A 22,349-nucleotide genomic window follows, 5' to 3' on the forward strand; every position below is an offset into this window, starting at 1 on the left:
AAAGGTCGGGTTTTTCTTACAGGGTTGCCCCTACACCGCGCGTTGACCCGTTCTTAACGTTCCAGCAAAGTTGCGCCGCATTCGTTGTGCTGAAGGGTAGCGCCGCCGTGTTGGCGGCCAGGCACAGCGGTGTAAGCGACGACGCGCTGAGGCGCGATCCGCCGCACAGGGGGCAGGACAGATGTGGATGCGATCGGCGCCAACGGCGCTGGCGGCTTGCCTATGGGCTGTCGCCGGGCTGGCGGCTGCACAACAGTCGGCACCGACAACGCTGGATCGGCAGGAGCAATTGCGCCAGGCCGAGGAGATCCAGAGGCGTCAGGACCAGGAGCGTCAAGCCCCCTTCGCCGGCCCGCGTGAGGAGGCCGAGCGCGTGGACGCACGCAGCACAGTGCTGCCGAAGGAAGAACTCTGTTTCCCGATCGCCCGCGTACGCCTGTCCGGTGCGGGCGACGACGGTGCGCGCTTTGCGTGGTTGTGGAAATCGCTGCGCCGTTATGAAGGCCGCTGCATCGGTCGTGCCGGCATCGACATCATCCGCCGTCGCGCGTTGGATCAATTGGTCGCGCGCGGCCTGGTCACTACCCGCATCGGCGTGCCCGAACAGGATCTGTCGCGCGGCGAACTGCGTTTCGAACTGATGCCAGGCCGCTTGCGCGCGGTGCGTGTGGTTTCCGACACCGGTGGCGAGCATTGGAAAAGTGCATTGCCAATACGCACTGGCGATCTGCTGGATCTGCGCGCGATTGAGCAGGCGGTAGAGCAATTCAAGCGACTGCCATCGCAAGACGCCAAGATCGATATCGCACCGGGCGAGGCGCCGGGCGAATCGGATCTGGTCATCACCTTGCAGCATGGTCGGCGCTGGCGCGGCGTGGCCAATGCCGACGATTCGGGCGTGGAAGCCACCGGCCGCGTGCAAGGCGGGCTGGATATCTCGCTGGACAACCCGCTTGGCCTCAACGACTTGCTCAGCATCGGCTACAGCCATGACCTGGCCACGCGCGACGAAGAGCGCGGCACGCGTGGCAACAGTCTCAGTTACAACCTGCCGTGGGGTTGGTGGACGTTTGCGTTGTCGGCCTCGTCGTACCGCTATCACCAGCGCGTTGACGGGTTCTTGCAGACCTTCCAGTCCAGCGGCGAATCCAGCAATGCACAGCTGGATATCCAGCGTGTACTGCATCGCGATGGCACCAGCAAGACCTCTGCCGGTGTCACGGTTGGCAGGCGGCGGGCGCGTAGTTATCTGGATGGGGTGGAGATCGGCATCCAGCGTCGCGATACCAGCAGCGCGGAGTTCTACCTCACCCATCGTCGCTATCTGGGTGCGATGCAGCTGGACGTGCGCATCGCGCATCGGCGTGGCACACCGTGGTTCAACAGCCAATGGACAGGTTACGACCCGCAGATCGGGTTCCCGACATTTCGTTATGGCGTGACCACGTTGGACGTAAGCACCGCAGTGCCGTTCAAGCTGGGCCCTGTGCCGATGGCGTGGGAAAGCAGCCTGCGCGCACAGACCGCCGGCGAGCTGCTGCTCGGTTCGGAGTTCGTCACCATCGGTGGTCGCTATAGCGTGCGCGGCTTCGACGGCGAAGCGACGCTAGGCGCGGAAAAAGGCGTGTATTGGCGCAATACCTTGAGTTTTCCGATCCAGCAAATTGGCTTGACGCCGTACCTGGGTCTGGATGCTGGCCGCATCGATGGCACCAGTGCCAGCGGGCTGCGCGGTCGCAGCCTGGTGGGCGGCGCGGTGGGTCTGCGCGGCGGTTGGTTCGGCGCCAGCATCGATGCATTTGCCGGCTGGGCGATCCATCGCCCCGATGGCTTTGGAAGTGCGCAGCCGGCGTATGGCGCGCGTGTGATCTACCAGTTCTGACATGGATCGCGCCGCCAGCCGGCAGCGCGCTGTTGATTGATGACGCCCACGAGCGGCGAGAGAGAAACGATGGACACCGAAGCGATGAGCATACGTGGTTACCTGGCCGAACAAAGCAAGCGCGCGCTTGCGTTGCTGCTGTGCTGCACGGTCACCTGGACATCGTTTCCGGCGTGGGCACAGGTTGCGCCAACGCCGAACCCCGGTGGGCAGACACCCGGTCAGCAGGTCGCCGCCAATGGCGTACCGGTGGTGGACATCGTCGCGCCCAATGCGCGCGGCGTCTCGCATAACCGCTACAGCAATTTCAACGTCGGCCCGAACGGGTTGATCCTCAACAACAGCGCGCAGATTTCCAAGACCGAGCTGGGTGGTTATGTCGCCGGCAACGACAATCTGCAGCGCAGCGGTGCTGCCTCGCTGATCCTCAACGAAGTGACTTCTGCAAGTAGCCGTCTGCAGGGTTACACCGAAATCGCCGGCGCCAAGGCGCAATTGGTGATTGCCAACCCCAATGGCATTTCCTGCGATGGCTGCGGATTTCTCAATACCTCGCGCGTGACCTTGACCACTGGTACGCCCAATCTGGGCAGCGATGGTGCATTGAATGGCTTCAACATTACCGGAGGTGCGTTGAGTATCGGCAGCAACGGGTTGGATGCGTTCAATGTGGATCGCCTGGATCTGCTCTCGCGCCAGCTCAGCGTGGAAGGCTCCATCTGGACAAGGGAGCTGGTCGCCGCTGCGGGTGCAGGGCGGGTCAATTACGACGGCATGCTGCTGGACGTGGTGCCGGGCAGCGATGGCGCGGCACCGTCGATCGGTATCGACGTGGCGCAGCTGGGCGGCATGTACGCCGACCGCATCCGCCTGATCGCTACCGAAGCCGGCGTCGGCGTGGTGAGCCGTGGCACCTTGGCAGCGCAAAGCGGCGATCTGCAGATCGACAGTGCTGGCCAGGTGAGTCTGAGCGGCACCACTGTGGCGCGCGATGGAATGAGTGTGCGTGCGGCAAGTGATCTGGATCAGCGCGGCGTACTCGGTTCGCAGCAGGGTGATGTGCGTCTGCGTGCTGCGCGCATGACGTTGGCCGGCGATCTGGTTGCCGCCGGTGGATTGGATGCGCAAGCCAGCGGCGTGGTGAGCCATATTGGCCGCAGCAGTGCCGGGTCGATCCGTCTGTTCGGTTCGGAATTGAATGCCGATGGCAGCCTGCATACCGCCGGCGCCTTGGATTTGGCCGCTGATGGTGTGCTGCGCAGCGGCGGGGTGGCGTATGCAGGCGCGGGTGCCAACGTGCGCGCGTCGCGGATTGCCTTGACGGGCATGCTGCAGACTGGCGCTGCAATTGCATTGAATGCAAACGCGATCGATGCACTCGGCACCGTGGATGCTGCGACGACACTGCGCGTGAGCGGTGGCGGCGACGTGCGCCTGGGTGGACTGGCGCAGGCCGGGCAGGGCGCCGATGTGCAGGCTGGCGGCCGGCTGGAATTGCAGGGTCAGTTGATTGCGGCGGATGCAGTGGCGCTGAACGCGGCGAGGATCGACATCACGCAGCGCGGTGCGGTGTCTACGGGTGGCGATCTGGACTTGCGCAGTGCAGGTGCATTGAACAATGCCGGTAGCAGCTACGCCGGCCGTGATCTCCGTCTCCAGGCAGCGACTGTGACCACGGCGGGCAGTCTATCTGCTGCGCGCGATGCGCAGGCGGCGGTTGCGGGTGGTCTGGTCAATAGCGGCAAGTTCGTTGCGGGCAATGCGCTGAGCATTGATGCGGCGCAGTTGGAAAGTCGCGGCGATATCGGCAGTCAACGTGGCGATGCCACGCTGCGTAGTCGCGGTGGTCTGACCCTGAGCGGCAACACTGTGGCAGGCGGTGCATTGGCATTGGACGCCGCAGCAGGTGCGCAGGTCTCCGGCACAGTCAACGCGGGCAGCTTCAATCTTCGTAGTGGCAGCGAGACCGCAATCTCCGGCACCCTGCAGACCACTGCTGGTGGGTTGGTGATCGCCACCGGCGGCGATCTTTCCAGCGAAGCGCTTGTGCGTTCGGCAAGCACGATCGATCTGCAGGCAAACGGCGCACTGCGTCAACGCGGGCAACTGCGTAGCGATGGTGCGTTGCAGTTGCGTGGCGCGGCGATCGAACACAACGGTGTGATCGATGCAGGCGGCGATCTGCGTATCGCAAGCGCTGCCGATCTAGTGTTGGACGACACCGTGCAGAGTGCCGGCACGGCCACATTGCAGGCGGGCGCAGTACTGGATAACCGCGCGAAGGTCATCGCCGCCGGTGCGCTGGCTGTGGATGCAGCAACGCTGCGCAATGCACAGGGTGCGGCGTTTTCGTCGGATGCCGATGCACGCGTGCGTACGACTGGCGCGATAGACAATGCCGGCAGCCTGTATGCGGCGAACGATCTGCAGCTCGTCGCAGGCACGTTCACGCAAAGCGGTAGCGCCAGTTCGGGCAACACGCTTTCGGCAACTGTGAGCGGGTCATTCGACAACGCAGGCAATGTGGTCGCCAAGAATGCGCTGGAGATCGATGCCGGCAGCTTGCGCAGCACCGGTCAACTCGGCAGCGAAGCGGCGAGTGTTCGTCTGGGCAGCCAGGGCGATATCGCGCTACAAGGCGTTGTCGCCGCTGCGACCACGCTGCAGGCCAACGCCGCTGGCGATCTGCAGCAGGCAGGGTCGTTGAGGGCTCAATCACTGGCATTGAGTGCCGGGCGTGATCTCACCGCCGCTGGCACACTGCAATCGACGTCCACATTGGATCTGCAGGCACAACGCGCACTCAGGTTCGCAGCCCAGGGCCAGGCCGGCGGTGACGCTTCGATGCGCGCTGCCGCACTGACAACCAGCCAGGATGCGGTGTTGCAGAGCGCGGGGGTGATCGCGCTGGACGGTGCGGCCATCGACAGCCGCGGCAAGCTGGATGCGGGTAGCGATCTGCAGATCCGTAGTCAGGGCGATCTGGCGCTGGCGGGCGTGGCTCAAGGCGGCCGCGACGTCGCCTTGAATGCCACCGGCGCGCTCAGTAACGCAGCGCAGGTGTTTGCAGGCCGCGATCTGTCGTTGCAGGCAGGTAGCCTCGACAACACCACGAGTGGTGTGTTGGCGGGCGAGGGCAACATCGCCCTGACCACTACGGCACTGCTGAACAACGCTGGCCGCGTGCAGGCCGGTGGCGATCTGCAGATCAGCGCAGCAAATATGGACCAGGGCGGCAGCGCTTCTGCAGGCAAGGCGCTGCACGCCACCATCGCAGGCACGCTGGCCAATCGCGGCAATCTGATCGCCAAGGATGCGTTGCAGGTCGATGCGGCCACGCTGCGTAGCAGTGGGCAGTTGGGTAGCGAGCGGGCCGATGTCACGTTGAACAGCCTGGACGCGCTGCAACTCGATGGTGTGGTTGCAGCGGCCACTGCATTGCGTGCGACTGCCGGCGGCGACTTGCAGCAGGCCGGTTCGCTCAAGGCACAATCGATCGCATTGCAGTCGGGGCGCGACCTCTCTGCAAATGGCACTCTGCAATCGGCATCCACGTTGGATCTGCAGGCGCAGCGCACGCTCGCTTTGAACGGGCAAGCATCGAGCACCGGTGACGCGAGTGTCACCGGCGCGAACATTGTGACTGGTGCAGCAGCAGTGCTGCAGAGCGGTGCCACCATCACCCTGGATGGCGGCTCCATCGAGAGCCGCGGTTCGCTCGATGCGGCGACCGATTTGAACGTGCACAGCGCCGGTGATCTTGCACTGGCTGGCGTGGTCCAGGCCGGGCGCGATGTTGCGCTGACTGCTGCGGGTGCATTGAACAATGGCGCTCAAGTCGTCGCGGCGCGCGATCTGCGTGTGGAAGCGGCTACTGTCAACAACGCCACGGCTGCGACTTTGGGCGCGCTACGCGACCTGCGTGTCGATGTGGCTGGCGTGTTGGAAAACAATGGCAGCCTGCATGGCGAACGTGGCCTTGCACTGAACACCGGAGCCCTGCTGCAGCGCGGCCGTGTTTATAGCGGCGACGCGGTGTCGATCACTTCGACGGGCGCATTCGAGAACGCGGGCCAGTTGGTGTCCGGCAAGGACCTGACCATCGCTGCCGACAGCATCGTCAGCAGTGGGCAACTGGGCTCGGTCAACGGCGCACTGACGCTGACCAGCCAGAACAATATCGATCTGCAAGGCGTTGTGGCTGCGAAGACCACACTGCAAGCAACGGCGGGTACCGACCTGCTGCAGGCCGGCTCGCTCAACGCGCAGGCCGTCACGTTGCAGGCTGGCCGCGATCTCACTGCCGGTGGCACGCTGCAGTCCGCGTCTACGCTGGATCTGCAGGCGCAGCGCACCTTGACGTTGAACGGTCAGGCACAAGCCGGTGCCGACGCCAGCTTGCGTGGTAACACCATCGCCACCAGTCGCGATGCCGTGCTGAAAAGCGTCGGCGCAATCACCCTGGATGGTGCGGCAATCGACAGCCGCGGCACGCTCGATGCCGGTACGGATCTGGGTGTGCGTAGCACGGGTGGTCTTGCGCTCGCAGGCGTGGCGCAAGCCAATCGTGATGTTGTGCTGAGCGCAGCCGCGACCTTGAGCAACGCGAGCCAGGTCGTTGCAGGCCGTGATCTGTCGGTGCAAGCCGGCAACGTCAATAACCTGGCCGCTGGTGTGTTGGCGGCCGATGGTAGCGTCACGCTGAGTACCGGCGCGCTGCAGAACGCCGGCAGCCTGCAGAGTGGCGGCGTTCTGCGCATCACCGCCGCCAGCATGGATCAGAGCGGTGCTGCCATCGCAGGCAAAGCATTGACTGCAACCGTGACTGGAACACTGGACAACCGTGGCAACCTCATCGCCAAGGATGCGCTGCTGGTGGAGGCAGGCACCTTACGCAGTAGCGGCCAGCTCGGGAGCGAAGCCGCCAGTGTCACTCTGACCAGCCAAGGCGATATGACGCTGCAAGGCGTTGTCGCCGCAGCGACCACACTGCAGGCAACGGCGGTTGGCGATCTGCAGCAGGCCGGCTCGCTCAAAGCGCAATCGATCGCGCTGCAGGCAGGTCGCGATCTCACCGCCGCAGGCACGCTGCAGTCGGCAACCCAGCTCGATCTGCAGGCACAACGCACACTGACCTTCAACGGGCAAGCCGTGTCTGCAGGCAATGCCACGTTGCGCGGCGCGGGTATTGCAACCGGGCAGGCTGCAGTGCTGCAGAGCGGTGGCGCGATCAGCCTGGATGGCGCGTCGATCGACAGCCGTGGCGCACTCGATGCAGCCACTGATCTGAATCTGCGCAGCACCGGCGACCTGGCGGTTGCCGGTGTGGCGCAAGCCGATCGCAACGTGGTGCTGAGCGCAACCGGCGCCTTGACCAACGCAGCGCAAGTCGTCGCTGGTCAGACCTTGAACGTTACGGCAGCCAGCGCAAGCAATGCCGCTAACGGCGTCTTGCTCGCGCAAGGCGATGCCACCTTCGCCATCGGCGGCTTGCTCGACAATGCCGGTGCCGTCCGTGCCGGCAACCAACTCACATTGGGTGTCGGTTCGTTGCGTCAGACCGGGCAGGCCTACGGCCTGCAACGCTTGGGTGTGATCGCCAGTGGAGCGGTGGACAATCGCGGTGACCTGATCGGCGGCAACGGCTTGCGCGTGGAAGCGGCGCAACTCAGCAGCAGCGGCCAGTTGGGCAGCGAGCGTGGCGATGTCGCATTGATCAGCCGCAGCAACCTGCAGCTCGGCGGCAGCCTGGCATCGGCTGGCAGCTTCTTGGCGCAGGCCGATGGGGCGTTGGCACAGAGCGGCACCCTGAGCGCGGGCAGCACGCTGGAATTGCGCTCGAAGGGCGACTTGAGCGTGGCCGGCCAGGTCGGCGCTCAGCAGGTCACCTTGACCAGCGATGCAGTGTTGCGTCAACAGGGCACCGTCAGCGGTACGACGGTGGGTCTGCAGGGTGCGCGTATCGAGAATGCGGGGCAGACCACCGCCTCGGGCAACTTGAGCCTGCGCGCGGGTGAGATCAGCATCGCCGGCACGGTGGGTGCCGGTATCAACGCAGACGGCAATCTCGGCAGCGGACTCACGCTGAGCCTGATCGCCGATCGCCAGCTCAGCGCCTCCGGCAAATTGCTGGCCGGCGGCAACCTCACCGCACAGGGCAGTCAGCTGCAACTTGCGGGTGCCAGCACACGTGCCACCGGCAATGTTGCACTGACCACCGGCGGCAACCTCGATCATCGCGGTGGCGACTTGCTCGCTGGTGGAACGCTCACCGTGCAGGCAGGCGGCAACATCGACAACAGGCGTCTCAACAACGTCGCAGGTCAAATGCAGGCCAACCAGCTGAGTATCGACGGCGGCAGCTTGAGTAATGTCGGCGGCCGACTGGTACAAAGCGGCAACGGGTTGACCCGCGTCAGTATCGGCGGCGCCATCGACAACACCGGTGGCACCCTGGCCAGCAATGCGCAGGATCTGAGCATTACTGCGGCCAGCCTGGAGAATGCGCAGGGACGGATCGAACACGCCGGCACCGGCGCCCTGTCGGTCACCAGCCGTGGTGCGTTGGGCAACAGCAGTGGGCGCATCCTCACCCAGGGTCAACTGACCCTGGACGCCAGCGGCGCGTTGAACAACCAGGGCGGCGCGATTGCCGCAGCGGGCGATGCAGTGTTGACTGCTGCCGGCCTCAATAACGTCGGTGGTTCGGTGTCCGCACGTGGATTGAGCGTGCAAAGCACTGGCGCAGTCGACAACCGTAACGGCTTGCTGCAGGCCAGTGGTGGCGCGCTAACCTTGCGCGCCGACAGTCTCAGCAATGCAGGCGGTACCGTGCAGGCAGTTGCCAATGCGGGCGCGGGCGGCAGCTTGCGCGTGGATCTCAACCGCGGCCTGGACAATGGCAACGGCACCATTGGTGCCAGCACCGATGCAGTGATCACGGCAGAAAATCTCAGCAGCGCAGGCGGCAGCCTGCAAGCCGCACGCGACCTCAGCGTCACCGCACGCGGCCAGCTGGACAATCACCAAGGCGGCAAGCTCAGTGCGGGGCGCGATCTCAACGTTGCCGTCACCGGTGCGCTGCTCAATAGCGGCGGCCAGCTCGATGCCGGCAACACGCTGACCGCATCGGGCGGCCTCATCGACAATACCCAGGGCAGCATCGTCAACAACGGTGGCGGACTGACGCGCATCACCACGGGCGGGGCCCTGACCAACACCAGCGGCAATCTCGGTGGGCGCGGCAGCGTGGTCATCGATGCCGCCCGCATTGCCAACAACGGCGGCCAGCTGGTTGCTGGTGGCGATCTCATCGCCAATACCAACGGCTTGAACAACCAGGGCGGCAATGTCTATGCCGGCGCGAGCTTTCTATTGCAACGCGCAGGCGCCACGCTGGACAACCAGAACGGCAGGATCAAGGCCGAGCAGGCGGTGCGCCTGAACCTGCAGAATCTGAGCAATGCCGGTGGTCAGATCGGTGCCGGCAGCGCGACCGGCGGTGCTGGCGATGTGGTGATCGATACCGTCGGCTTCGACGGTGGCGGCAGCATCCTGGCGCAGAACCTGCTCGATCTGACCTTGCGCAGCGACTATACGCATCGCGCCGGCGCAGACCTCACCAGTAACGGCAATTTCAACCTGCGCGTGGGCGGGAGTCTGGTCAATGAGTCCACGCTCAAGGCTGCGCGCGCCCTGGATATCAGCGCTGGCAGCATCACCAACCGCGCCGGCGCGAGCATCCTGTCCAACGACACTCGCCTCAACGGCAGCAGCATCGACAATGCCGGCAGTATTTCCGGCAATGGCGCACTGTCGCTGGTGGCCAACAGCATCAACAACACCGGCAGCATCGTCGGCGGCAACGTCTCGGTGAACACCGGCACTCTGGTGAACGGTGCAGATTTCGGTGGTGCTACGGGCAATGCTGCCTATGGCTCTGCCTTGCTCGGCTCCACCGGCAACATGAACCTGATCGTGCGCGATCAGCTGCTTAACCGCGACGCGCGCATCTTCAGCCTGGGCAATATCGCCGTCGGTGGCGCGCAGGATGGCGGCGGTACGTTGGTAGCGCGTACGGGTGTGGTGAATAACCTGTCGGGCAGTATTGAGGCGGATGGGAATATTTTGATCGCGGCTGGGCAGTTGAATAATCGACGGCGCGTAGTCGATGCTAAAACTGGACCGCTAACAGATGCAGAGCGGGCTGCGGCCAATGCGGCAATGCCTGAGGATGTCATTAGACGAGATCCGAGACCCGGCACTTCGGGCGCTGGCGGTGTCCGTTATGCGGGTCATGATCCTGGCGTTTATCGCACTTATAACGTGCGCGAGCGTGAGCAGTTAATTTCGGCCAGTGCAGAAGGACGTATTGCAGCAGGCGGAAATATCGGTCTGTCGGGCTATGTGATCAATAACGCGTCGACGGTAGCCGCGGCAGGTGCGCTGCTGGTGAATCAACGCGGCGTCGGAGGTTTGTCAGACGGAATGCTTGCGAGCAGCGATGACGTGCTGAATCAAGCGTTGGCGCTAAAGCAGGTAGCTGATTACACAGATACCGAATACACAGCTAGGGCAGTCTATAACGACTGTATGCAGCGGCCCGGCCAGAGCGTCGTCTGCTATTGGGAAACCGATGAGCGCGTCGTGGGCTCTGGCACCTTGGATAGCAGCTACCTTGCGCTAGGTGCGAGCATGACCGGCGGCCAAGGCGTCAGCATCAACGGTGCCAACATCAGCAACGGCGCCGTCGGCAGCGATGGTCGCAGCATCAGCGGCGCCTCACTCACTGGCGTTGGTGCACAAGGTGGGTTGAACGGGCGCACCACGCAAAGCGCCGGTGGAGTTGGCGGTCAAGCAGTGATCGGCCGTGCAAACGGCGGCGCGTCCGGCATCAGTGTGGCCACCGGTACTGCCGGTAGCGCAGGCACCCAAGTCGGCGCCAATACGCAGGACGCAACGCTTGCCACCTCGGGCGGCATCGTGAAGATGTCGGTGGCACCGGTGATGTCCAACGACAGCGGGCTTGTGCACAGCACTGTCGATCAGGCAAACGTGCAGACCACCGCTGCTGGCACCGGCGTTGTTGCAGGTGCGAACGAAAGCCGCACCCGCGTTGACCTGGCCAGCATTCCTGTGACCAATATTGTTGGCGGCGCGCAAACCTCGCTGACGCAGATCGATCTGCCCATTGGCGGGCTATATCGCCTCTCCAGCGGCACCGGCACCGATCGCACCGCAATGAGCCGCGCCGCCAACGGGCTGGGCGGCATCAACGCCTGGCGCAGCAACGGCCCCGGCCGTCGTTACCTGATCGAGACCGATCCGCGCTTCGTCAATTACGACAACTTCATCAGCAGCGACTTCCTGCTGGACAAGCTGGGCGTGGACCCGGAGTGGACCCAGACCCGCCTGGGCGATGGCTTCTACGAGCAGCGCCTGGTGCTGGACCAGATCACCCAGCTCACCGGGCGCCGCTATCTCGGCAATTACGCCGATGGCGTGGCGCAGTACCGCGCCTTGCTGGAATCTGGCGTGGCGGCGGCAGGTCAGCTGCAGCTGAGCATGGGCGTAGGCCTCACCGCCGCGCAGGCCGCCGCGTTGACGCAAGACATCGTGTGGATGGTGGAGCAGGACTACCAGGGCCAGAAGGTGCTGGTGCCGGTGGTCTATCTGGCCTCCAACTCGCTGCAGTTGCGCGGCAACGGTGCCTTGATCGCCGGCGGCAACGTCGAGCTCAACGCCACCAACGCCATGAGCAACCAGGGCGTCATCGCGGGTGCCGATGTCAGCATCACCGCCGGCAACCTGCTCAACCAGGGCCGCATCAGCGGCACCGGCAGCGTGGCCCTTGAAGCCCGCAACGACCTGCTCAACCAGGGCCAGATCCAGGGCCGCGATGTGGCGTTGGTTGCCGGCAACAACCTGGTCAGCGAAGCATCCAAGGCCGTCAACGGTGTCGGCATCCTGTCCGGCATCAGCGCCAGTAACACCCTGCAACTGTTCGCCGGCAACGACATGACGCTGACCGGCACCCGCGTGCAGGCCGATGGCAGCGCGGCGTTGATCGCAGGCAACAACCTCAGCCTTACCCCAAGCGCGTTGCGCAACGACAACGGCCTGCTGCGCGGCGGCGATGCGGTGTCGATTACCACCGGGAAGGATCTGGTGATGTCTGCAGGCAACGACCTGCAACTGCATGGCGTGACCATCAAGGCCGGCGGCGGTGCCGCACTGCAGGCAGGCAACAACCTCTCGTTGACCCCGACCACTGGTCTCGACGGCAAGGTCGCTGCCCGTACCAACATCAGCACCGGCGACAGCCTGCAACTCACCGCAGGCAACGACCTGACCATCCGTCAGGCCGAGGTCAAGGCAGGCGGCGATCTCATCGCGGCAGCAGGCAACAACCTCAACGTCGAATCCGTCCTCAACGAGAGCGAGACCAACAGCTACAAGACCCGCAACGGCAAGACCCGCGTCACCACCACCACAACCACGCAAACCATCGACCAGCAGGCGCTCACTGCCGGCGGCAACCTGATCCTCAGCGCCGGCAACGACGTCAACCTGGTCGCCGCCAAGCTGGACGCCGGCAAGGGTCTTGGCATCAGCGCCGGCAACGACATCAATGCCAGCACGCTGACCACGGTGGACACAAGCAACACGCTCGAGACGCGCAAGCGCTTCAAGCAGACCACCAGTACCAGCGACGAAACCGTCCACGGCACCGAGTTCAGTGCCGGTGGCAACCTCGCCATGCAGGCGGGCAACGACATCACCCTGACCGCCGCATCGGCCGCCACCAAGGACGGCGGCATTACTCTGGCCGCCGGCAACGACGTCAACCTGCTTGCCGCCAGCGAGCAGCACGATGCCGTGCAGGACATGACCAAGAAAAAGAAGGGCACGTTCTCCAGCAAGACGACGACCACGCATGACGAGTGGCACGACAACGTGGCGGTCACCACCACGCTCAGTGGCGACACGGTGCAGATCGCGGCGGGTAACGATCTGCTGTCGCAAGGCGCACAGGTCGCCAGCACCGGCGATGTGGTGTTGGCCGCAGGCAACAACATCACACTGGACACGGTGCAGAACACGCACAGCGAGGAACACGAAAAGACCGTCAAGAAGTCTGGTCTCTACGGCGGCGGCGGATTCAGCGTCGCATTGGGCGTCACCAAGAAGACCGACGGCCTGGACGTCACCGAGGTGACCAACAACGGCAGCCTGGTCGGCAGTACCGATGGGTCGGTGACGATGACCGCCGGCAACAAGGTCGCCATCACAGGCAGCGATGTGTTGAGCGCGACAAGTACCACCATCGTCGGCAAGGAAGTCACGATTGCCGCAGCGGAAAATACCGTAGATACGGTGCAAACGTTCAAGCAGCAGAGTGCGGGCATTACTTTGGGTATCAGTGGTGGCGTCGTCGATACCGCATTGGCGGCCTATGGTGCCGCCAAGCGGATTTCCGATGTGGACGACGATAGGTTGAAAGCGCTCTATGCGGCGCGTGCTGCTTACGCAACGGGTGCGACGGTCGATCAAGCCAAAACGACACCAGACAATCTCTTGGCTGGCTATCAAGGTCAAGCGGTCGGTGGCAATGTGGCAAAACCTGGCAAAGAGCCAGCGAGTGGACTTGAAGGGGCAGGTGCCGCAACTGGCATGAGCTTTCGTCTCGGCATTGGTGCGAGCAGTTCGTCAAGCAAGACCAGCACACATGAAGAAAGCACCGGGGGCAGCCGTATCCTCAGCAACGGCAATGTCACCATTGCAGCCACCGACGGCGATCTCAATGTCATCGGCAGCAAGATTGCCGGTAACAACGTGGCATTGGCCGCAGCAAACAATCTCAACCTGCTCAGCAATCAGGAGACCAACACCACTAAGTCCGAGAACAAGAACGCTGGCGGTGAGATTGGTGTCAGCGTCGGTGCAACGACTGGCTACTATCTGACAGTGTCGGCAGGCAAGGGCAGCGCCAAGGGCAATAGCGATCTACGCACAGAAAGCGTGGTCACTGCCAACGACACGTTGACCTTGGTGAGCGGCAACGACACTACGATCCAGGGTGCACAAGCTGTTGGCAACAAGGTCCTGGCGAATGTCGGCGGCGATCTGCTGATCAAGAGCGAGCAGGACACCAATGAGTACAAGAGCAAACAACAGCAGGCCAGTCTGACCCTGGCGACCGGCTCGGGCAGTGGCGGCAGCTACAGCCAGCAGAAGGTCAACAGCAGCTACACCAGCGTGACTGAGCAGAGCGGCATCCAGGCTGGCAATGGTGGCTTCGACATCACTGTGGGCGGTAACACAAAGTTGGTCGGCGGCGCGATAGCCAGTGCAGCCGATTCCAGCCTCAATCGGCTGTCAACCGGCAGCCTGACCGTCGAGGACCTCCAGAACAAAGCGGAGTACAAGACCAGCGGTGTGACAGTTGCCGGCGGCACAGGTAGCAGCATGGCCAGTGTCGGCATCGGTGCCGGACTGAGCATGTTGGGCAATGCCAGCGACAGCTCAAGCAGCACGACCAAGAGCGATATCGCGGCCGGCACGATCCAAATCCGCAATGGCGACGAGTCTGCGTTGGCAGGGTTGGATCGCAGTGCCACCGAGTTGCAGCAGTCTGGGCTGAAGGAGATTTTCGATCAGAAGAAGATCGAAGATCAGAAGGAGTTGATGGGGCTCGCGGGGGAGATTGGGTTTCGGATAGCGGGTGATGTTGCCTCGGCTATGTATCAGAAAGCCCAGCTTGATTTGGCCAGCGCACCGGATGAAGCGTCGAAAGCTCAGGCACTGGCACGTCTGGACGCATGGAGCGATGGGGGTACGAACAAGATTTTGCTGCATGGCCTGACAGGTGCGGCGATTGCGGCACTCGGCGGCGAAGACGTTCTGCAAACAGCAGCTGGTGCAGCGGGTGCTGAAGCAGCCAAGGTTGCGATGTCGGATTATTTGGTCAAGAACGGCGTTACCGACCCAGCCACTTACAACGCACTCATGGAGCTAGGAAGTGCGGCGCTTGGTGGTATTGCGGGGGGACAGGTTGGCGCAACAACCGCGCTGGCGGGAGATCAGTTCAATCGGCAGTTGCATCCTGATGAAGTGACATGGATTCGCCAGAACGCTGAAGCGTTTGCATTACAGGAAGGCATCAGTGTCAGTGAAGCGAAGCAGCGTCTGACGGTGGAAGCTGCGGCGCAAGTGGATTCAGTGATCGCAAAGAAGGTCGGTATCGAAAATATCGACACAGAAGCGCTAGCTTTTCTGAATTCCAATAAAAATGAATACAAGTGGGGTCAGGCCTTTAAAGCAACTGATGACGAGTATGCCAATTTCCACCAGTATGGAAATCTTCTTACGAAGAATCCGGATCAATTCCGCGAGGTATATAACGCTCTTGGCGCATCTGGAATAGCGAAGGACTCCTTGCAGCAGGTATATCAGAGCGAGCTGTTGGCTTGGTCTACTGCGACGCGTGGGTCGGACGGTGTGGCCATGCTCGAGACGTTTACCGGTGATGTAGGGATGGCGGCAGGCATCATCCGTAATATTGCACAAGGCGACACCCAGGCTGCCGGCACGAGCATCGCTCTTGCGGCGATGCCGACAATTGTAGGAAAAACAGTTGGTCCCCTGTTGCGCCCTCTGGCGAAGGCGGCTGACGAAACGCTCTGGCTAAATGGTCAGGTCATTAGTAGTACTTGGATGAATGCCAAGAATGAGCTGACTTGGATCAATCCACTGACTGGTGCGAAGGAAGCAGTTCCTGCAACGGCTAAAATTCATGTGGATCACGTCCTGCCACAAAATGCTATTCGGCAAATTGAAGGTTTTGATTCTTTGCCAAAAAGCGTTCAGAATGAGATTCTGAAAGACCCTGCGAATCTGCAGCCAATGATCAAATCAGCGAACTGTTCAAAGGGGTGTAAGGTAGAGGCCGAGGGTGCGGGGTGGATGACGTGGAATGGAAAGCCGGTTAGTGAAAGGTACAAGATGTACTTGGAAGAGGCGCAGCAAGATTTTCGGATGAAAGTTTCAAAGATTATTGATGATAATAATGCGTTAAAAGGAAAGTAAATGAAGAATTTGTCGGGTCGAAGCGATCGGTCATGGGAGTTGATGGGTGTCTTCAAAGATGAGTTTATTTTGGAATTCAATGGGGGTATTTATTCTGATGTGGATGGTATTTGTGATAAATATAATTTTTTGCATGAGCGAGACGGTGCTGGATATAGGAATGTCGACTATTCTGGGTTGCTTTTAAATGGTAAGAATTGGACTCTAGAACCTTTGCGGCTGCTCCAGCCGAACTCCTATCAAGCTTTTCAAGAAGCTGCGGAGCCATTGTTGCTCGGTGTTATGTTAATCGAGGATTTGAGGAACCCAGGAGGTCCTCCGATGGTTCGGCCAATTTTATTTCTAGAGGTGCATGGTAGGATGGTGGAAGTCTTCGCAACGTTCCCAAGCTCGACTTACGAGGACGGTAACGACTGCTTCGGTTCTTTGCTCAGCTTGCCGGATGGCTTGGCGAAGTCCTGGTTGTGGCGAACCGACGGATGGCGTATTCCAGGAAGTGTAGGTGAAGGTCCTATGACCAATCGTCAGTTGATTGGGCATCCTTCATCAAGGTGGCGGGATGCGGATACTTATTTGGATAGCCTGGGTAAAGGGTGGAAAAAGAAGTATTTACCGAAAATAAAAGAATTATTCCCTGATGCAGTGACGAATATAAATGGCGTAAAAAGAATTAAGTTTAGATGCTTTTTGGATACGAGGCCGGTAGGCGTCGGTGGTCCAGAGGGAGATCAATTCTTCGTTTGCTCGACCCGTCAGGATCAGGTGGTCTACCATGTCCATGAAGGGGATGTTGAAAATTTACGCGTGTTGCGTAATCCGGAGGATGCGATAGATCGTTATTGCGCTCATGTATTGCGCCGCAAACCGGGTCAATTTGACTTCAGCGATTGGAGTGAGCCATTTCGTCCTTAATAGTGGGACGGTGGTGGATTTGATATTGGTTAGATATGGCACTCATAGTGCTGGACCCAGCAAGTAAAGTTCCTCCGGAATTTGCTCTTTGAAAATTTAGTAATAGCCAGCTCAAAATTATGCTCGGTGGGTGTGGTTATGATCGGCACGGCTCTAGCCATCAATCTGATCGCTGAGGCCGGAGTCTGTAAATTGCAGCCTCCGTTTGCGGCGCGTGCATTGACCACTTGGCACCGATCGCACCGCAATGGGTCGCGCAGCAACCGGCCTTGGTGGCATCAACGCCTGGCGTAGCAACGGCCCGGGCCGCCGTTACCTGATCGAGACCGATCCGCGCTTCGTCAACTACGACAACTTCATCAGCAGCGACTTCCTGCTGGACAAGCTGGGCGTGGACCCGGAGTGGACCCAGACCCGCCTGGGCGATGGCTTCTATGAGCAGCGTTTGGTGCTGGATCAGATCACCCAGCTCACCGGCCGCCGCTATCTGGGCAACTACGCCGATGGCGTGGCGCAGTACCGCGCCCTGCTGGAATCCGGCGTCGCGGCCGCAGGTCAGCTGCAGCTGAGCATGGGCGTGGGTTTGACCGCCGCGCAGGCCGCAGCGTTGACGCAAGACATCGTGTGGATGGTGGAGCAGGACTACCAGGGGCAGAAGGTGCTGGTGCCGGTCGTCTATCTGGCCTCCAACTCGCTGCAGTTGCGCGGCAACGGTGCCTTGATCGCCGGCGGCAGCGTCGAGCTCAACGCCACCAACGCCATGAGCAACCAGGGCGTCATCGCAGGCGCCGACGTCAGCATCACCGCCGGCAACCTGCTCAACCAGGGCCGCATCAGCGGCACCGGCAGCGTGGCCCTGGAAGCCCGCAACGACCTGCTCAACCAGGGCCAGATCCAGGGACGCGATGTGGCGTTGGTGGCCGGTAACAACCTGGTCAGCGAAGCGACCAAGGCCATCAACGGCGTTGGCGTCCTGTCCGGCATCAGCGCCAGCAACACCCTGCAACTGTTCGCCGGCAACGACATGACGCTGACCGGCACCCGGGTGCAGGCCGATGGCAGCGCGGCGCTGATCGCCGGCAACAACCTCAGTCTCACGCCCAGCGCCTTGCGCAACGACAACGGCTTGCTGCGCGGTGGCGATGCGGTGTCGGTGACCACAGGCAAGGACCTAGTGGTCTCGGCAGGCAACGACCTGCAACTGCACGGCGTCACCATCAAGGCCGGCGGCAGCGCAGCGCTGCAGGCGGGCAACAACCTCTCGCTGACCCCGACCACTGGTCTCGACGGCAAGGTCGGCACGCGCACCAACATCAGCACCGGCGACAGCCTGCAATTGACCGCCGGCAACGACCTGACCATCCGCCAGGCCGACGTCAAGGCCGGCGGCGATCTGATTGCCGCAGCAGGCAACAACCTCAACGTCGAATCCGTCCTCAACGAGACCGAGACCAACAGCTATAACAGCCGCAACGGCAAGACCCGCGTCACTACCACCACGACCACCCAGAGCATCGACCAGCAGGCGCTCACTGCCGGCGGCAACCTGATCCTCAGCGCCGGCAACGACGTCAACCTGGTCGCGGCCAAGCTGGACGCCGGCAAGGGTCTTGGCATCAGCGCCGGCAACGACATCAATGCCAGCACGCTGACCACGGTGGACACAAGCAACACGCTCGAGACGCGCAAGCGCTTCAAGCAGACCACCAGTACCAGCGACGAAACCGTCCACGGCACCGAGTTCAGTGCCGGTGGCAACCTCGCCATGCAGGCGGGCAACGACATCACCCTGACCGCCGCATCGGCCGCCACCAAGGACGGCGGCATCACTCTGGCTGCCGGCAACGACGTCAACCTGCTCGCCGCCAGCGAGCAGCACGATGCCGTGCAGGACATGACCAAGAAGAAGAAGGGCACGTTCTCCAGCAAGACCACGACCACGCATGATGAGTGGCAGGACACGCTGGCAGTTGGGACGTCACTGAGTGGCGATTCGGTTCAGATCGTTGCAGGTAACGACTTGCTGTCGAAGGGCACCCAAATCGTCGGCACTGGCGACGTCACGCTTGCAGCAGGCAACAACCTGACCTTGGAAACCGCTCAGAACACGCATAGCGAAGAGCATGACAAAGTCACCACCAAGTCCGGTCTGTTCGGAAGTGGCGGTATTGGGGTGACGCTCGGTAAGCAAAAGGTCACCACTGGCGCCGACATCGACCAGATCACGCATACCGGAACGACGGTCGGCAGCCTTGAGGGTGACGTCACCCTGGTGGCCGGCAACAAGTTGGCGATCACCGGCAGCGATGTCATGGCGCTTCAAGGCGACCTGACCGCGACCGGCAAGGACATCGCGATCACCGAGGTCTACAACGACACTGATACGGAACAGCGCAGCAAGTTTAGCCAAGGCGGTTTGTCGCTGACCTTGAGCTCGGCTGCGATCAGCCTGGCGCAGGCGGCAAACGACAGCTACAAGGCCAGCAAGGAGGTCAAGGGCGACAGTCGCATGGAAGCACTTGCGCTCGGATCGGCGGCCTACAGTGCATATGGCGCAGGTCAGGCCCTCGCACAGGCAGGCGGTTCGCTAGGCGGCAGCGCAAAAGATGCGGCTCAGGGGGCCAATCTGAGCATTGCAATCAGCATCGGCGGCAGCAAGAGCGAGAGCAAGAGCACGCAGACGGCCAGTGTCGCGCAAGGCTCCAAGCTACAGGCAGGCGGTGACGTCAACCTGATTGCGACCGGTGGCGGCGACCAGAGCAACTTGTTGATTCGTGGGAGTGACATCAAGGCGGGCAATGATCTGCTGCTGGCAGCCGATCACGATGTACTCATCGAAGCAGCCAAGAACACGGCCGAGCAAAAAAGTACCAGTAAGAGCAGCAGCGCGTCGCTGGGTGTCGGCATCACTTACGGCCCGGATGGTGCCGCATTTGGCGTGATGATCAGTGCAGCTGGATCGCGCGGCAAGGCCAATGGCGAGGACGTGACCTACAGCAATAGTCATCTGGCTGCGGGCAACACGGCCACGGTCATCAGTGGCAATGACACCACGCTCAAGGGCGCGCAGCTGTCGGCGGACAAGGTGATCGCCGATGTCGGTGGCAATCTGAGCATCGAGAGCCTGCAGGACACCAGCACGTACGACAGCAAGGACAAGAGTGTTGGCGCGAGTGTGACCTTTGGCGCAGGGTTTAGTGCCAGCGCGAGCTACAGCAGCAACAAGGTCAGTGGCGACTTCGCCAGCGTGACCGAACAGAGCGGTATCCAGGCCGGCGACGGCGGTTTCAACATCCGTGTCGGCGGCAATACCGATCTGAAAGGCGCGGTGATCGCCAGCACCCAGGCGGCGGTGGATGCCGGCGTCAACCGCCTGCAGACCGGCACGCTGACCTATAGCGATATTGAAAACACCAGCAGTTACGACGCCAAAGGGTTCAGTCTGTCGGGCGGATATAGCAAGGGAACAGGCGACAAGAAGCAGCAAGGAGAAACCGGTCAGGTCCAGCCGACAGTCAACAACGGCGCAAACTGGTCGTGGCAGAACTTCCAGACTGGAAGCACCGGTACAGCGGCTGGCATTGGGAGCAAGAGTGGCGATGCGACATCGACCACCACCAGCGGGATCAGTGGTGGCAGCTTGCTCATCACCGACGAGGCTGGGCAACTCGCCAAGTCTGGTAAGACCGCTGCAGATGCATTGGCGGGTCTTAAGCGCGATGTGATCAGCGGCGATGACGCAGGTGGCTTGACCAAGCAATGGGATGGTCAGGCACTGCGTGACCAAGTTGCCGCGCAAGCGCAGATCACCGCCACCGCAGGGCAGCAGGCAACGAAGTTTGTTGGCGATTACGCACAGGGAAAAGTTGACAAGGCAGCCGAGCTCTATGCCGAAGCCGAAGCAACCGGTGACGACAGCAAGCGGGTCGAAGCTGATCAGTTGATGAAGGATTGGGGCAATGGCGGCACGTTGCGTGTGCTGTCACATGCGGTTGTGGGTGGTCTGACAGGTGGCACAGAAGGAGCGCTAGGCGCAGCCGCAGGCACCGTGGCGGCACCGTACCTGGCAGAAGCGTTGGGGAAAGCCGGAATCAATAAAGCGGTGGCTGCCACGTTGACAGGGTTGTCAGCGAGCGCGCTAGGCGCTGCGGCCGGTGGTGCTGCAGGCGGTGCCGCAGCCTTGAATGAGGTGTCCAACAATTACCTCGGCCACCAAGAGCGGATGGAATATGCTACGGCGCTGATCGCTTGTTCCAAGTCTGGCACCCAGTGTGAGCGCGCCGAGCAACTGAAGGCGCTGTCGGAAGAACGCAATCTCGCGTTGCGCGGTGCGTGTAGCGATCCAGCCAGCGGCGGATGCGCGGAGCAAAAACAGCTGGCCGCTGCAGCCATGCAAGATCAGCTCGATCACGCTGGGGAATACACCGCTTGGCTTGCGGGTCATGTGCCTGAGTTGGCTGGCCTGTTTAATTCCGACAAGGACGGAACGCTGACCAAGGACTTCGTCACCCATGTGACGACTGCGGATCTTGGCCACAAACTGGCGTGTGCGATGGCGGGTGATTGCAGCAACCAAGCGCTGGTTTCGGCAACATGGAACGGTAGCATCCCGCTATCAGTTGCAACCGCTGATTCTGCGCTGCGCGCGGCGCTGGGTATGGGAGCAGGTACGGTCGGTGCTAACGGCCGGGTCTGGGAAATGGTTGCCGGTGTGGTAGAGCTGGCCAAAGGTATGAGTCCTGCAGGCCAGGTCGGGAAAACGGTTGATCAACTAGCCTACCTGTGGGGGAATGGTTACGCAGCTACTGCCGAGAAGAACTTTGACGACGCAAAGGGCGCGTTAAATGCAATAAAAACTGGTATCAGCGGCTATGCAGAGGATCTTGCGTTTGCTGCCTACACGAACACGCACGGCTCTTGGGATATCTATGACATAGCCAAGGCGGGTGCAATTGGTGGCAAGGTCAGCGTTGACGTGTTCTCGCTTGTTGCGCCAGAACTCTATGCAGGAAAGGGCGGTATCGCTGCAAAGGCAGCCACAAGCGTGGGCGACGCGTTTAAGGCTGATGATGTAATTGAGTACATAAATGGCTTACGGCCTAATCAAGGTGTGAAAGGGCCAGACTTAGTAGAGGGTGCCCAGTCGCTTGTTGGTGCTAATCGTGCTGTCATCGATCCGCGTAAACTGACAGAGTATGCGCTGGATCCTAGTCATCCTGTTGGCGGAAATAAAGCGCGCGTTTTCGAATCCGTGCTAGGTTTTACCAAAAATAATTCAGACATGCTCATGAGTCAGATTAAGGGTGGTATTATGAATAACACCCCGGTCCCAGGAAAAGTTGACCAATATGGAGTGCGGTTCACCGTTGATATTCCAGTTGTGGGCCCAAAGGGTAGCGGCATAGTTCGGAGTGGGTGGATATATAGGCCCGGCTCAGATACGCCGGAATTAACGACAATATTTGTG

Annotated in this window: 3 protein-coding genes and 1 pseudogene; all 4 read left to right on the forward strand. The window is 61.5% G+C overall.

Annotated features, from left to right (window positions below; translation table 11 throughout):
* Positions 1-181: 181 nt before the first annotated feature.
* Positions 182-1,882 (forward strand): ShlB/FhaC/HecB family hemolysin secretion/activation protein, encoded by a 1,701-nt coding sequence (locus NYR97_RS18415; RefSeq protein ID WP_316695195.1) that lies wholly within the window; start codon positions 182-184, stop codon positions 1,880-1,882.
* A gap of 69 nt (positions 1,883-1,951) precedes the next feature.
* Positions 1,952-15,970 carry a two-partner secretion domain-containing protein gene (locus tag NYR97_RS18420; protein ID WP_316695196.1) on the forward strand — a complete coding sequence of 4,673 codons (14,019 nt, stop codon included), beginning with the start codon at positions 1,952-1,954 and terminating at the stop codon, positions 15,968-15,970.
* Positions 15,971-16,882, forward strand: a complete 912-nt coding sequence (locus tag NYR97_RS18425; RefSeq protein ID WP_205391625.1) for a hypothetical protein — start codon at positions 15,971-15,973, stop codon at positions 16,880-16,882.
* A gap of 391 nt (positions 16,883-17,273) precedes the next feature.
* A pseudogene (locus tag NYR97_RS18430) lies at positions 17,274-22,340 on the forward strand (hemagglutinin repeat-containing protein); the annotation flags it as partial.
* Positions 22,341-22,349: the final 9 nt, after the last annotated feature.

It is taken from the genome of Xanthomonas hydrangeae (assembly GCF_032697525.1).
Lineage (GTDB): Bacteria > Pseudomonadota > Gammaproteobacteria > Xanthomonadales > Xanthomonadaceae > Xanthomonas > Xanthomonas hydrangeae.

Bases quoted from the DNA above. Each gene is read 5' to 3' on its own strand.
- NYR97_RS18415 (WP_316695195.1), top strand. From the start codon at position 182: ATGTGGATGCGATCGGCGCCAACGGCGCTGGCGGCTTGCCTATGGGCT.
- NYR97_RS18420 (WP_316695196.1), top strand. From the start codon at position 1,952: ATGGACACCGAAGCGATGAGCATACGTGGTTACCTGGCCGAACAAAGC.
- NYR97_RS18425 (WP_205391625.1), top strand. From the start codon at position 15,971: ATGAAGAATTTGTCGGGTCGAAGCGATCGGTCATGGGAGTTGATGGGT.